The 12,090-nt window shown below is 57.5% G+C and carries 12 protein-coding genes; 9 read left to right on the top strand and 3 right to left on the bottom strand.

Annotated elements, in window-relative coordinates; genetic code table 11:
* The first annotated feature begins 353 nt into the window (after window positions 1-353).
* The 5 genes from ABID47_RS27130 (at window position 354) to ABID47_RS27110 (ending at window position 5,471) form a co-directional block, all read left to right on the top strand.
* A complete protein-coding gene (locus tag ABID47_RS27130; RefSeq protein ID WP_076174086.1) occupies window positions 354-812 on the top strand; it encodes a chemotaxis protein CheX in 459 nt (152 codons plus the stop codon).
* 194 nt (window positions 813-1,006) lie between these two features.
* Entirely contained in the window at window positions 1,007-1,780 is a 774-nt protein-coding gene (locus ABID47_RS27125; protein WP_116234137.1) for an SDR family NAD(P)-dependent oxidoreductase, read from the top strand.
* Window positions 1,781-1,943: 163 nt separating this feature from the next.
* Window positions 1,944-3,407 (top strand): DEAD/DEAH box helicase, encoded by a 1,464-nt coding sequence (locus ABID47_RS27120; RefSeq protein ID WP_354501448.1) that lies wholly within the window; start codon window positions 1,944-1,946, stop codon window positions 3,405-3,407.
* 93 nt (window positions 3,408-3,500) lie between these two features.
* The gene (locus ABID47_RS27115; RefSeq protein ID WP_076174092.1) at window positions 3,501-4,247 is read left to right on the top strand and encodes an ABC transporter ATP-binding protein; all 747 of its coding nucleotides are present in this window, start codon (window positions 3,501-3,503) and stop codon (window positions 4,245-4,247) included.
* A gap of 3 nt (window positions 4,248-4,250) precedes the next feature.
* Window positions 4,251-5,471: an ABC transporter permease gene (locus ABID47_RS27110; RefSeq protein ID WP_354501950.1), complete on the top strand. Its 1,221-nt coding sequence runs from the start codon at window positions 4,251-4,253 to the stop codon at window positions 5,469-5,471.
* Window positions 5,472-5,580: 109 nt separating this feature from the next.
* On the opposite strand, the gene ABID47_RS27105 is transcribed toward ABID47_RS27110, so the two are convergent.
* The 3 genes from ABID47_RS27105 to ABID47_RS27095 all read right to left on the bottom strand — a co-directional run bounded on the left by ABID47_RS27105 (window position 5,581) and on the right by ABID47_RS27095 (window position 7,970).
* The gene (locus tag ABID47_RS27105; RefSeq protein ID WP_208629380.1) at window positions 5,581-5,709 is read right to left on the bottom strand and encodes a YjcZ family sporulation protein; all 129 of its coding nucleotides are present in this window, start codon (window positions 5,707-5,709) and stop codon (window positions 5,581-5,583) included.
* Between the two features lie 140 nt (window positions 5,710-5,849).
* Complete coding sequence (locus ABID47_RS27100; protein WP_076174093.1) at window positions 5,850-7,151, bottom strand: aminotransferase class I/II-fold pyridoxal phosphate-dependent enzyme; 1,302 nt, start codon at window positions 7,149-7,151, stop codon at window positions 5,850-5,852.
* A 165-nt stretch (window positions 7,152-7,316) separates the two neighbouring features.
* Complete coding sequence (locus tag ABID47_RS27095; protein WP_354501445.1) at window positions 7,317-7,970, bottom strand: pyridoxamine 5'-phosphate oxidase family protein; 654 nt, start codon at window positions 7,968-7,970, stop codon at window positions 7,317-7,319.
* A gap of 208 nt (window positions 7,971-8,178) precedes the next feature.
* Between ABID47_RS27095 and pdxR the strand changes: the two genes are divergently transcribed.
* The 4 genes from pdxR to ABID47_RS27075 all read left to right on the top strand — a co-directional run bounded on the left by pdxR (window position 8,179) and on the right by ABID47_RS27075 (window position 12,071).
* Window positions 8,179-9,642 (top strand): MocR-like pyridoxine biosynthesis transcription factor PdxR, encoded by a 1,464-nt coding sequence (gene pdxR, locus ABID47_RS27090; RefSeq protein WP_354501443.1) that lies wholly within the window; start codon window positions 8,179-8,181, stop codon window positions 9,640-9,642.
* Window positions 9,643-9,842: 200 nt separating this feature from the next.
* The gene (locus ABID47_RS27085) at window positions 9,843-10,628 is read left to right on the top strand and encodes an AraC family transcriptional regulator (RefSeq protein WP_076174099.1); all 786 of its coding nucleotides are present in this window, start codon (window positions 9,843-9,845) and stop codon (window positions 10,626-10,628) included.
* A gap of 91 nt (window positions 10,629-10,719) precedes the next feature.
* Entirely contained in the window at window positions 10,720-10,842 is a 123-nt protein-coding gene (locus tag ABID47_RS27080; protein ID WP_258875576.1) for a hypothetical protein, read from the top strand.
* Between the two features lie 233 nt (window positions 10,843-11,075).
* Window positions 11,076-12,071, top strand: coding sequence for a phosphotransferase enzyme family protein (locus ABID47_RS27075; RefSeq protein ID WP_354501440.1), 996 nt, complete (start codon window positions 11,076-11,078; stop codon window positions 12,069-12,071).
* The last annotated feature ends 19 nt before the right edge of the window (window positions 12,072-12,090 follow it).

Raw genomic sequence — 12,090 nt, 5'->3', positions numbered from 1 at the left:
TCAAGCAGATCAGTTCGAACAAGTGTATCCTTTCATTATATGGGATTCCGGAAGTCAGGGCAACGCAGATGGATGCAGCCGGTGATTCGTTTATTTTTAGAAAAAGCAATCTACAAAATTCGCCACGGTCTTCAAAATTGCTCCGGAAGTACCGATATAGATAAAGGGAATCATCCCGGTTTTCTTTCTTAAATAGGAAAGCCGGCGGATATATAAGGGTATTTATACCCTGGATTGAAGACGTTTCATGAATTTTTCGTGATTTATTCCAGGGTTTAAAGTATAATTATTCCAATGGTAATGGGACTTTTGGGACATGTCCCAACCCGTTGTGAAAGGGGCAGTAATTACATATGAAGGCTGAAGTCATTAATCCTTTTCTGGAGTCCGCCCGGACCGTCATTGAACAAGTGATTCAGGTTACCCCTTCTACAGGCAGCCTCGGGGTGAAGAATATGGAGATCATCGAGGATCACATCTGGATTCAAATCGGGATGACAGGACAGCTTACCGGCAATATCGTGTTCGGAATTCAAGAGCATGTAGCGCTGCGGATGGTGTCCGTGATGATGGGCGGTTACATTCTGACGGAAATGGACGAAATGGGCCAGAGCGCCATCTCCGAACTTGGTAATATGATCAGCGGCAATGCCAGCACGATTTTGTCCAACCAAGGGGTCACGGTCGACATTACGCCTCCGAGAGTGATGAAGAGCGAGCACATCGAGTCGTTCCTTCCGCAAAAGGCGCTCAGCATTCCGCTGCTCATGGACGGAATCGGCGAACTGGATATTCAGGTCATGATATCTTAAAATATCAGCAAGGAATAACGGCAGGAAGCACAAGCGTTACGTTTGCTGATCCCTGGGCATGATGCTGGTCCGCTGTGAGCATGCGGGCGACGTTATCCTACAGAAGTGGGAAATGGCGGGAACAAGCTCTGGACGGCGCTGCTGCGCTGATTCGGGGTGTTCCGGCTTGTTTGCCTATAGGAGGACGAGAAGCCATGTTAAAGGACAAAGTCGTCGTGATCACCGGGGCGTCGAGCGGGATCGGGGCCTTGACGGCGAAGCTGGCCGCAGCGGAAGGCGCGGTGACGGTGCTGACCGCCAGGTCGGAGCAGCGCCTGCAGGAAGCAGCTGAGGGCATGACGGGATCCTTCGAACTGCGGGCCATGGATGTGACCCGGGAGGACCAGGTGAGCACCACGATGCAAGACATTATACATAAGTACGGCCATATTGACATTTTGCTGAACAATGCGGGCTACGGCAAGTTTGAGACAATTACGGACATGCCTGCCCGGGAGTTCGGACAGATGATGGACGTCAACTATATGGGCACGGTCCGGTGCACCAAGGCGGTGCTGCCGTCAATGCTTCAGCGCAAAGCGGGACATATCATTAATGTGGCGTCGATGGCGGGGAAAATCGGAACGGCCAAATCCACGGCGTACACGGCCACGAAGCATGCCGTTCTCGGCTTCAGCAACGCTCTCCGGCAGGAGCTGCGGGAATCGGGCATTCGGGTGTCGACGATCAATCCAGGTCCGATCGATACGCCGTTTTTTGACATTGCAGACCCGTCGGGTGGATATGTCAGCAACGTGAAGTGGCTGATGATGACGCCGGAACATGTAGCCCGCAAAATCGTCAAGGTGATGCATACCGGGAAGGAAGAAATGAACCTGCCGGGGAAAGCGGCGGTCGCCATGCGCCTGTATCAGATGTTTCCTAGACTGGCGGACCGGCTGACCTACCGGATCATGAACCGGAAGTGATACACCTTCTGATCTCTATATATAGGCTGGCTCCCATAAGGGGCCGGCTTATTTTTTACGCCCGCAGAATTTTGCGGTGAGTCCGATACTTGCATTTGGTGGGATGGCGCTTTTGGCATATAATGATAAAGAATGACTTAAAACATAAAGGATGAACGATTTCATGAACCCGACTTCTTTTGAAGCAACAGGTATTGACCGAGTATGGATAGACAAGCTGGCCGAGTACGGCATAACGGAGCCTTCGCCGGTCCAGGCGCAGGCCATTCCTGCGGTGCTGCGCGGAGCGGATGTGCTCGCCCGCTCGCAGACGGGAACCGGCAAAACGCTGGCCTACCTTCTGCCGGTACTGCAGACCATCGATCCGGAGCTGAAGGCGACCCAGAAGCTAATTCTTGCGCCGACCCAGGAACTGGCGATGCAGATTGTACGCGAAGGCGAAAAATACGGGGAAGCTCGCGAGATCGGCGTGCTTGGGCTGATCGGCGGGGCCGCGGTCAAGCGCCAGGTGGAGAAGCTGCGGCTGCATCCCCAGCTTGTGGTCGGAACTCCCGGCAGAGTCCGCGAGCTGATCGAGATGCGCAAGCTGAAGATGCATCACGTCTCGACCATCGTGGTGGACGAGGTCGACCAGGTATTTCAGCTCGGCGGCGCCGGCGACGTCGACCGGATATTGAGCAGCGCACTGCGTGACCGGCAGCTGGTATTCCTGTCGGCCACGGTCAGCGAGAGCACAGCGGCGCTGGTCAAACGGGAGATGCGCAGCCCGGTCGAAATCGGCATCGACCCGGAGCAGACGACCGCGCCGGGGCTGGAGCATTTGTATGTGGTGGCCGAGGAACGCGACCGGGTCGACATGCTGCGGCGCCTTATCCGCCAGTACAACCCGCAGCGGGCGATCGTCTTCGTCAATCAGACCGAATCGATCGCCGAGGTGGAGGCGAAGCTGACCCATCTGGGCATCGCGGCGGAGGGATTGTACGGAGACGCGGACAAACTGGCGCGCAGCCGGGTGCTGGGCGGCTTCCGCCACGGCAGGTTCAAAGTGCTCGTGGCAAGCGATGTGGCGGCGCGCGGACTTGATATCGAAGGGCTTGAGCTCGTCATCAACTTCGACCCGGCGCCTGACGCCGAGCACTATGTGCACCGTGCCGGACGGACGGGCCGGATGGGGCGCAGCGGGCGTGTCATCACGATTGTGACGGACCGCCAGACCTTTATTATGCGGAAGTTTGCAGGAGAGCTCGGCATCTCTCTCGAGCCGCGCGTGCTGTACGCCGGCAAAGTGCTGTCGCCGGAGCAGTTTGCGGCCCGGAAGGGGGAGCCGTCAGGCCAGTCCCATCAGCGCCAGGTTCGGCCATCCGGTAGCCAAGCCGGCATGGCGGAAGTGCGCGGCAGCCGGCAAGGCGATTCGAAGCCGGCCAAGGGGAGCGTCCGCGGCTCATCCAGCCCGGGCGAACCGCGGGAAGGCGGCGGACGCCGCGACGGCCGGGAAACGACCCGGCAGGGCGGTGAGCCATTCAAGGGCGGCAAACCGGCGGCCCGCCAGAGCCAAAGCGAACGGGAGCGTATCCGCAAGAACAAGGGCGCCCCGAAATGGTTGAAAAATAAACCTCCCCGGCCTTAATCGGCGAGCGGGGAGGCAAAGTACGGATGGATTCTCCCGTGCGGCACGCGCCCCTGGCTGTTCCGCCCGGGAATTGAATGAGGTGAAATGTTGATGAGTGATACGGCTGTGCTGGATATTCAAGGCCTCATCGGTGGTTACAGCCTGAACCGCCCGGTGCTGCACGATATTTCGTTTCAGGTCGGGTCCGGTGAGATGGTCGGCTTGATCGGATTGAACGGGGCCGGCAAAAGCACGACAATGAAGCATATTCTCGGATTAATGCATCCGCAAAAGGGTGACATCCGCGTGAAGGGCAAGAAGCGGGAGGAAGACGCCGGGACCTACCACGGGGCGCTTGCCTTCGTTCCGGAATCTCCGCTGCTCTATGACGAGATGACGGTCAGGGAGCATTTGGAGTTTACCGCAAGAGCGTACGGCGTTGACCGCCAGGACTACGAAGAGCGGGCGGACCGGTTGTCACGCATCTTCCGGATGCAGGACAAGATGGACAGCTTGTCCACGCACTTATCCAAGGGGATGCGGCAGAAGGTCATGATCATGTGCGCGTTCGTGGCCCGCCCTTCCCTGTACATCATCGACGAGCCGTTCCTTGGCCTGGATCCGCTCGGCATCCGCTCCCTTCTTGATTTTATGGTCGAGCTCAAAGAAGGCGGGTCGTCGATCCTGCTGAGTTCCCATATTTTATCGACGATCGAGAATTACTGCGACCGCTTTATCGTTCTCCACCAGGGACGCGTGATCGCGCAGGGGACGCTGGAGGACATCGCCGCGCAGGCCGGCAGACCGGGACTGCCGCTGGAGGAGCTGTTCTATACTCTCGTGCAGGGCAGGGATTGAATGATGGACTTGAAAAAACTTCGGATGGAGCGGCGCGGCCGCTTCTGGGGGGAAGTCACCCCTTATCTCGGCTACGTGATCCAAAGCGGTGTGGCCGTGCTGCTGCTGTTTATGCTGATTGCTTTTGCGGCGTGGTACACGTCGCTCGTTCAGCATATTCCAGCCGGGCTGCCGATTCGCTGGATTATGCTGATCCTGTTCGTGCCGCTGACGGTAAACAGCAGCTTCCGGACGTACCTGCAGCCGGCGGACACGGTGTTTCTGCTGCCTCAGGAGTCAAGGATGAACGACTATTTCAAGGCAGGCTGGACCAGCGGCGTCGTTTATAAACTTATCGGCCTTGCCCTGGTCTTCATCCTGTCCTGGCCGCTGTATGTACGCAGTGATGCGGATCCCAAGTCCTTCTGGCCGTTCCTGCTCCTCCTGTTTGCCTTGAAGATTCTGGCTTCCTACGGCTGCTGGAAGGAGCTGCGGATGGTTTCCCGTCGGGCATCGGCAGGTTACCGTCTGCTGCGTTACGTCGTGCTGATTCTTGCGGTTGCCGCCTGGCAGTGGCAGCCGGAGTGGCGGAGCCTTCTGTTTATCGTGCTGCTGGCGCTGACCTATATCGCCGCCCTGCGCATTCCGGCCAAGCACTTGGTGGCCTGGGAGCGGCTGATTGCCGTGGAGAAAACGCACAGCGCCCGCGTAATGCAGATCCTCGGCTGGTTCGTTAACGTTCCAGGCAGGCAGCAGCGCGTCTATCCGCGCAGGTGGATGTCCTGGGCGGGGAACCGGGTTCCCTGGAAGCCGGAGGCAGCGTACCGCTATTTAATTACGAAGAGCTTTGTCCGCAGTGATGTATTCAGCATCGTGATCCGGGCAGGCATCCTCGCAGCGCTCCTCGTATGGTGGACCCGGCAAGGGCTGCTCGGCAGCGGGATTTACCTGTTTTTCGTATTCGTGATCGGCGTTCAGCTGTCCTCGCTGCTGCGCTACCACCAGGAATCCTTCTGGCTGCACATTTATCCGGTGCCGCCTGCATCACGCAAGCAGAACGCCGTTAACCTTGCGTTTCAAATTCAGTTGGTTGTAGCTGTATTGATCTGGCTGCCCATGCTGGGTGCGGGGAGCGGCCGAATCGGACCGATGCTGCTGACGCTGCTTGGCGGGGTCGTGATCAGCGTGCTGTTCCGTTATTTTCAGTCCCGGAAGGGCAAGAGTGACGACGATGACGATGAATAGACAAGCGAAAAAAGACCGGGAATAGGCTCCCGGTCTTTTTGTGCATCCGTCCAAACTGCCGAGAGCTCAGCAGTCTGCTTGAATGCGGTTTGCCTGTTTACTTTTTCGATTATAACCAGAAAGAACGAGTGATGATAACCAAGAGGATGAAGAGAACCAGGATGGCGCCTGTGTTGCCAAACAATCCGTGGCAATGTCCGTATCCGTATCCATATCCGCCTCTTACTTCTTCGCTCATTGTGCATTCCCCTTTACAGTGGTTTGTTTTTCGTTACACCGTATCCTATGTCTAGGGGGGCTGCTGTGCTTGGGCAATCACCCGTTCTTTCCCAAAAAAATAGGTTGTTGATGGTTGCCCGATAATCGGTACTTCCGTGCTTATTTCCGCTGCAAGTCCTGGACGCCCTGATAGATCAAATCGAACAGATCTTCGAGATATTCCTCGTCGATGCAGGAGAACGCGATGCGCAGGTCATGCTCGCCGAGGGCGATGGTGCCGACTCCGTATTGGTGGATCAAGTGGCTGCGCAGCTCCTCGGCCGACACGCCTTTCAGCTTCAGGCACATGAAATATCCGGAATTAAACGGATAGTACTCCCACACATCACCGTACTTGCCGCTGTCCAGCAGCGATTTCACTTTGTTGGCGCGGCCTTTCATGATGTGGAACTTCTCTTCCTTCTGAGCCGCGAAATCAGGCGACTTCAACGCGTCCAGCACGAAGGTCTGGGAAGGATGGGGGCCGCTGGAAATCGTCGCGCGAATGATGCCAAGTGTCTTTTGCTCGAGGGCGGCGAGCACGTTGGTATCTTGGGATGCGTAGGTGATGAAGCCGACCCGGAATCCCCAGACGAACTCCTCTTTGGTGGCACCGTCGACTTTAACGGCAAGCACGCGCGGATGGATATCCGCCAATTTGCCGAACAGCGACTCTTTGAGGGAGTCCTCAAAGAAAAGGCCGAAATAAGCGTCGTCCGTAACCGCCACGACATTGATGCCGGCTTCGGCAGCTTCCTTGATGGCGGCGACGATCGCTTCGCCTTCCGCCGGACCCGGAGTATATCCCGTCGGATTGTTCGGGAAGTTGAGCAGCACGACGGCTTTGCCTTTGTCCTTCTGGGCCAGCAGGGCTTCGCGAAGTCCGTCACTGTTGAAGGTCATGTCCCCGGTGAACAGCGGATAATTGACCAGTTCGCCATGGCGGCGGATCCCGAAGGTCAGCTCGTAGTTCTCCCAGTTTTTGTCCGGATAAATCACGGCGTCCCCTTCGTCCACGAACAGATCGGCCACGATACTAAGCCCGTGGGTCAGGGCGTTCGTCACAATCGGGCTGCTGACCGTTTTGCCCGCGAGCGACGGGTTTTCTTCGATCATTTTCGCCAGCCAGGCAGCGCGCAAATCGGGTTTGCCTGCGGGCGGTGCGTATGGGTACAGGTCCTTCGGCGCGAATGCGGACAGCTTCTCCTGGATAGCAGCCAGATGCATCGGGATGCCCTGTTCGGTCGCAATGCCGATCGTTGCGTTATATTTTTTGGCATGGCTGGTCGCTTCCGCAGATTGGCTCAGGATGCCTTCCTTCGGAAAATAGATTTCCTGGCCGAGCTTGGACAACATTTCATACACATGCGCGTTGCCGGCTTTCAAACTTTCGTTCAACTGTGCAGCGAGTGGGTTTAACATGGTTTCCATCCTTCCAAATCGGTGTAATGATAGGCTTTTGCAAGGTATATGCCATTTTAACTGCCTAACATTATATCACCTGTGATGAGAGCCGTCACGGAAAAAGGAAAAGGATGGTTGCGCTGTGAAAAAGGCTCTCTAAGGCGCTTTGTGAGCCATGCTGCTTTACTCTTCTTCGGAATAGGGATCCGAGGCCAAGGTTTGCTGCATATGAGGGCAAGCGCTGCTGCGAATCAGCACCATCGTCTCCCGATCCTTGCTGCGGCCTCTGGCGTCCAGACCCTGCAGCACCTGTTCCCTTTTGTCCTCCGTCAAGTTTTGCCCAAACTTGAACTTCGCAGTGATTCGGTCGGGTACGATCCGCAGAACGGCGACCCCGCGCAGTCTGGAAGCGTATTTGGGGTTGGCGGCGTCAATGGGGGCGTATCCGCCCTCGGGCTGGAGCTTGTTCATAAACAGGGTAAAGGCGGCTGCTTTCTCTTCCAGGTCCTGTACGATTTCGACCCGTCCCGATGCGGTCACGCTCTTGAAATACGAAGTGGCGGGGCAGGCCATCAGCGGGTCGGTAAAGTAGGAAGGAATGATCGCATATTCCTCCGCGACACTGAAGCTCACCGCGGGATTGGCGGCGAGGTGGTCCATTTTTTCGCCGAAACGGCTGCCATGCATGTAGAACATGCCTTGATGATACACATAGTTAATCGGAGTCACCCGCGGATGTCCGTCTTCTCCGATGGTTCCCAGGAAGCCGAAGCTCATCTCCGACAAAAACGCCTCGATTTCTTCCTGACGCGTCACTTCAAATTCATTTCTTCTCATTGGTTTTCTCCTCCTTGATGCATCGCTTGCCGATCGGCGGTTATCGCTGCGGTGACAACAGCATAACGGGAATATTGACAAGGAAAAAGGTCCAATTTAGAGTATTTTTTATAGTCCATTTTGCTGGCGGTTAAGACGATAAGCGTTCACGGGAGGAAAAATAGTTTGTTGAATCTGGTTTTTCCACAGCAATGGAGGGGAGGACGGCATGGAGATATCCCTGCATCTGGAAACTTATATTGAGAAACACCGCTACAAATACCTTGCGCTGTATCACGCTTTGAGGGACGCCATCATGGAGGGGAGGCTGCCTGGAGGAACGAAGCTGCCTTCGACCCGCGAGCTGGCGGATCAATACGGCCTGTCGAGAGGATCGGCCGCCTTAGGCTACGATATGCTGGTGTCGGAAGGCTATGTCCACAGCGAAGTGGGCCGGGGGACCTTCGTGGCTCAAGCGGGACCTGCGCCAACCGCAGGGGGGGATCTGGCAGCCGCACCGCTTGCCCTTTCCCGCTGGGGAGAGCGGCTGCTAGAGCTCCCGCCAATCCCGGGATCCGGCGGCTGCAAGGGTCCGGCCGGCATCGACCTGGGGGGAGGCGGGATGAGCATGGAGCTGTTTCCCTATGCGGAGTGGCGCAGCGCCATGACCTATGCAGGAGGCCGGGGCGGAGAGGATATGCAACGCGGGGCTGATCCCGCCGGGGACCTTGGCCTGCGGCAGGCGCTCGCCGCCCACCTGCGCGTCACGCGGGGAATTCATACCGATCCGGAGCAAATCGTGCTCTTCAGCGGATCGATGCAGGGCATTACCCTGCTTTTTCAGCTGCTGCTGAATGAAGGCGAGGCGGCCGTGCTTGAAGATCCGTGCTATTCGGGCATCATCCGGGCGGCGGCTGCCTGCGGAGCGGAAGTGATTCCGGCTGAGGTCGATGTCCACGGCATCCGTTTGTCCGACTGGGACGCCCGCCTTGTACTGGTGACGCCGAGCCGCCAGTACCCGACCGGCGCCGTCCTGACGCTGGAGCGGCGCCGGCAGCTGCTGGATTGGGCGGAACGGCATCAGGCGGTCATCCTGGAAGACGATTACGACAGCGAGTTCCGCTTCGGCGGCAGGCCGATCGAGCCGCTGAAGACGTTGGATACGCGGGATCGGGTTATTTATATCGGCTCCTTCTCGAAGACGATGTTTGCCGGGCTGCGCCTGGGTTACGCCATCGTCCCCCAATCGCTCGTGGATGCGGTGCTGCGGGCCAAAACGCTGTACGAGCCGCTGACGACAGGGCTGCTTGAACAGCGGGCGCTTGCCCGGTTCATGGCCCGTGGCGATTATGGCCGGCATCTCCGCCGGCTTACGCGGATCTATGGTGCCCGCCACCGCCATTTCTGCGCCCGGATGCGGGAGAAAGCGGGGCATCTGTTCTCGCTGATGCCTGGGGATTCCGGCCTGCATGTGTATGCTTATTGGCTGCAGCCGCCGGAGGCTTTTGCAGCTTTTACAGCCGCAGCAGCGGCTCGTGGCGTAACGTTCAGGGACGCGTCCGGCTACAGAATCCAGCCGGGCCCGCCGGCCGCCTTTTTCAGCTATGCCCGATGGGATGAGCGGCAGCTGGAGGAGGGGGTTGACCGGCTGGCCGCGGCATGGGAGGATATCCGTCATGGTATGAACGGGTAGGCGAAGCAAGCATCCCGTAACCGCTTGCGGTTATTGACTGTGCTGGGAGCATTAGGAGAAGGCGCGATTTTGGACAGGCCTACAGGGGCGGTAAAACCTGCGGAAGCTCAGGGGATATGGGCCGGATGTGCAAAAACCGCGCCGAAATAGTATCATAGGGAGGAAAGATATGAGTCTATGATATAGGGGGGAATGACGACATGCTGCACGCATCGCCGTCATCTTTTGAAATATTGCCGTCCCTCGCCAAAATTGTGTGCGAGCCCGGCTGGAAATGGCAGAAGCGCGAGAAGGCGCTGGAAAATTACGATTTATTTTATGTGTGGAGCGGGGAAGGGACTGTCATCCGGAATGACGAACCGTATGAGGTCGGCAAGGGGAGCTGCTTCCTGTTCAGGCCCGGCGACCACACGAGCGCCACGCACAACCCGCAGAAGCCGCTCGTTCTGACTTACAGCCACTTTCGGGTGTCCGAGCCTGTGACGGATATTCCGCTGCCGTACCGGAAGCTGACGGAAACCGTTGACTTTGAATACATGCTTGCCCGTTACGTCAGGCTGTTTCTTGTGAACACCTTCGCCGCCCAGGAAGAGGGGCAGCTGATCCTGAAGCAGCTGATGATCCATCTGCTCCGGCACGACCGGCAGCAGCCGGAGGAGAAGAAGGTCAGCAACCAGCTGACCGAGGTGATCCACGAGATCGCCAATTACATTCAGCAGCACCCCGGCTTACCGCACCGGGTCGAGGATCTGGCCGCCCGCGCCGGGTTGTCGCCGCGGTATTTCTCGATCAAATTCAAGGAGCTGATCGGCTCACCCGTTCAATCCTACATTATCCGGACGCGGATCGACCGGGCGCAGCATCTGCTCCTGCATGCCGGCATGAACGTCACGGAGGTGGCCGATGCGCTCGGATACCGCGACATTTTTTTCTTCAGCCGGCAATTCAAGCAGTATACGGGCAAGAATCCGTCCGAAATCCGGTAATTGTTTCCTGCTGTTTCGCGGTCTTCCCCTTTCGGGTAATAAGCTTCAAGCTTGCAAATGCACCGAATAAACGAAGGGAGGAAAGCATCGGATGAGCAGACGGCGGATTCGCAGGCGTGACGGGTATGCCGCAGCTGCGGCGGCGCGGGGGAAAGGCCGTAACCGGATGCGCCGGTTCAGACCGGTCAGCATCATGAGCGACGTATGGTTTTAACCCCACTCGTTAACCTTTTTTATGAACTTCATCACACATGATATAAATGATGTCTAAGAGCAGCGCGGGATGCCAGCCCGCCGCTGCTTTTTTGTGCGCGCATCATCAGATTGGAATGGTCTATAGTACCGGTTACGCGGAGAATGCAGTTCGCGGTTGCGCTCTCCCCCGGCCTGCCGGCTTATGGTATGCTGTGGGAGCAAGGTGTTAAGCAGAGGATGGAGGATAGCGAAATGAATGAAGCATTCGGAGCAAATTCGGAGGACAGCCTGCGCCTCCTGCTGGTTCAGGCAGAGCAGGTGCTGATGTCCGCCCTGGGGAAGTTTGGCATTAAGGAGGAACAAGCGGAATTTATTCAAATTTCAGACCATATTACGTACCGGGTGAGCGCGCGGTCCGGCGGTAAATTTTTGCTGCGGATCCATCCGGTGTCGGCCGACGTACCGGCCATCCGTTCGGAAATGATGTGGCTGAATTGGCTTTCATCCCAAGGCCTGCCGGTTCCGGGGGGCGTAGCGGACCAGGAAGGGAATACCGTGGCGATTTGCGAGGCGGACCGGAGCCAGGGCTGGCCGGTGACGCTGCTGCGCTGGATCGAAGGGGAGCAGGCGGATGGCGGCCTTGATGACAGGCAGGTGTACCGGATGGGCGTGCTTATGGCCAGGCTCCATCAGGCTGCGCAGAGCTTTGTTCCGCCGGAAGGGTTCGTCAGACCCGAATGGGGGGCTGCGAGCCTGACAGAAGATATGCAGCGGCTGGAACGGCGGCACCGCGCCTTTCTGAGTTCCGATGAATGGGCGCTTTATGTACAGGCGGCGGACCTAATCAAAGGTCGGATCGCCGCATGGCCTCCTGGCCCTTCCCGGTATGGCATGATCCATGCGGATCTCCACGAAGGGAACGTTGTATTCAAGGACGGGGAACCTTGCCCTATCGATTTTGGCCGCTGCGGGTTCGGTTATTATGCATACGACTTGGCACAGGCGCTCATCGGTCTGTACCCGGCACAGCGGAGCATGCTGCTGGACGGGTACGAAAGCATGCGACTTCTTCCGAAGGAGAGCGTGTCCATGCTGGAAACCTTTTTCCTGCAGGCGGTCCTGGAGAATCAGGCGTTTCACGCCGGCAATCCGCAGGAAATTCCGTCGCTGAAGGAACAGAAGGGGTATATTCTGTCCGCGATCCGCAGCTACTTGGCGGAAGAGCCGTTTCTGTTTCCGGCGAAATAACATCTGAACGGGAGTGGAG

Source organism: Paenibacillus favisporus, assembly GCF_040545415.1.
Lineage (GTDB): Bacteria > Bacillota > Bacilli > Paenibacillales > Paenibacillaceae > Paenibacillus_AQ > Paenibacillus_AQ favisporus.
The sequence above is the reverse complement of the archived record's forward strand: the minus strand, read 5'-3'. Positions and strand labels throughout refer to the sequence as shown.

Coding starts and splice junctions, on each gene's coding strand:
- ABID47_RS27130 (WP_076174086.1), top strand. CDS start 354: ATGAAGGCTGAAGTCATTAATCCTTTTCTGGAGTCCGCCCGGACCGTC.
- ABID47_RS27125 (WP_116234137.1), top strand. CDS start 1,007: ATGTTAAAGGACAAAGTCGTCGTGATCACCGGGGCGTCGAGCGGGATC.
- ABID47_RS27120 (WP_354501448.1), top strand. CDS start 1,944: ATGAACCCGACTTCTTTTGAAGCAACAGGTATTGACCGAGTATGGATA.
- ABID47_RS27115 (WP_076174092.1), top strand. CDS start 3,501: ATGAGTGATACGGCTGTGCTGGATATTCAAGGCCTCATCGGTGGTTAC.
- ABID47_RS27110 (WP_354501950.1), top strand. CDS start 4,251: ATGGACTTGAAAAAACTTCGGATGGAGCGGCGCGGCCGCTTCTGGGGG.
- ABID47_RS27105 (WP_208629380.1), bottom strand. CDS start 5,709: ATGAGCGAAGAAGTAAGAGGCGGATATGGATACGGATACGGACATTGC.
- ABID47_RS27100 (WP_076174093.1), bottom strand. CDS start 7,151: ATGTTAAACCCACTCGCTGCACAGTTGAACGAAAGTTTGAAAGCCGGC.
- ABID47_RS27095 (WP_354501445.1), bottom strand. CDS start 7,970: ATGAGAAGAAATGAATTTGAAGTGACGCGTCAGGAAGAAATCGAGGCG.
- pdxR (WP_354501443.1), top strand. CDS start 8,179: ATGGAGATATCCCTGCATCTGGAAACTTATATTGAGAAACACCGCTAC.
- ABID47_RS27085 (WP_076174099.1), top strand. CDS start 9,843: ATGCTGCACGCATCGCCGTCATCTTTTGAAATATTGCCGTCCCTCGCC.
- ABID47_RS27080 (WP_258875576.1), top strand. CDS start 10,720: ATGAGCAGACGGCGGATTCGCAGGCGTGACGGGTATGCCGCAGCTGCG.
- ABID47_RS27075 (WP_354501440.1), top strand. CDS start 11,076: ATGAATGAAGCATTCGGAGCAAATTCGGAGGACAGCCTGCGCCTCCTG.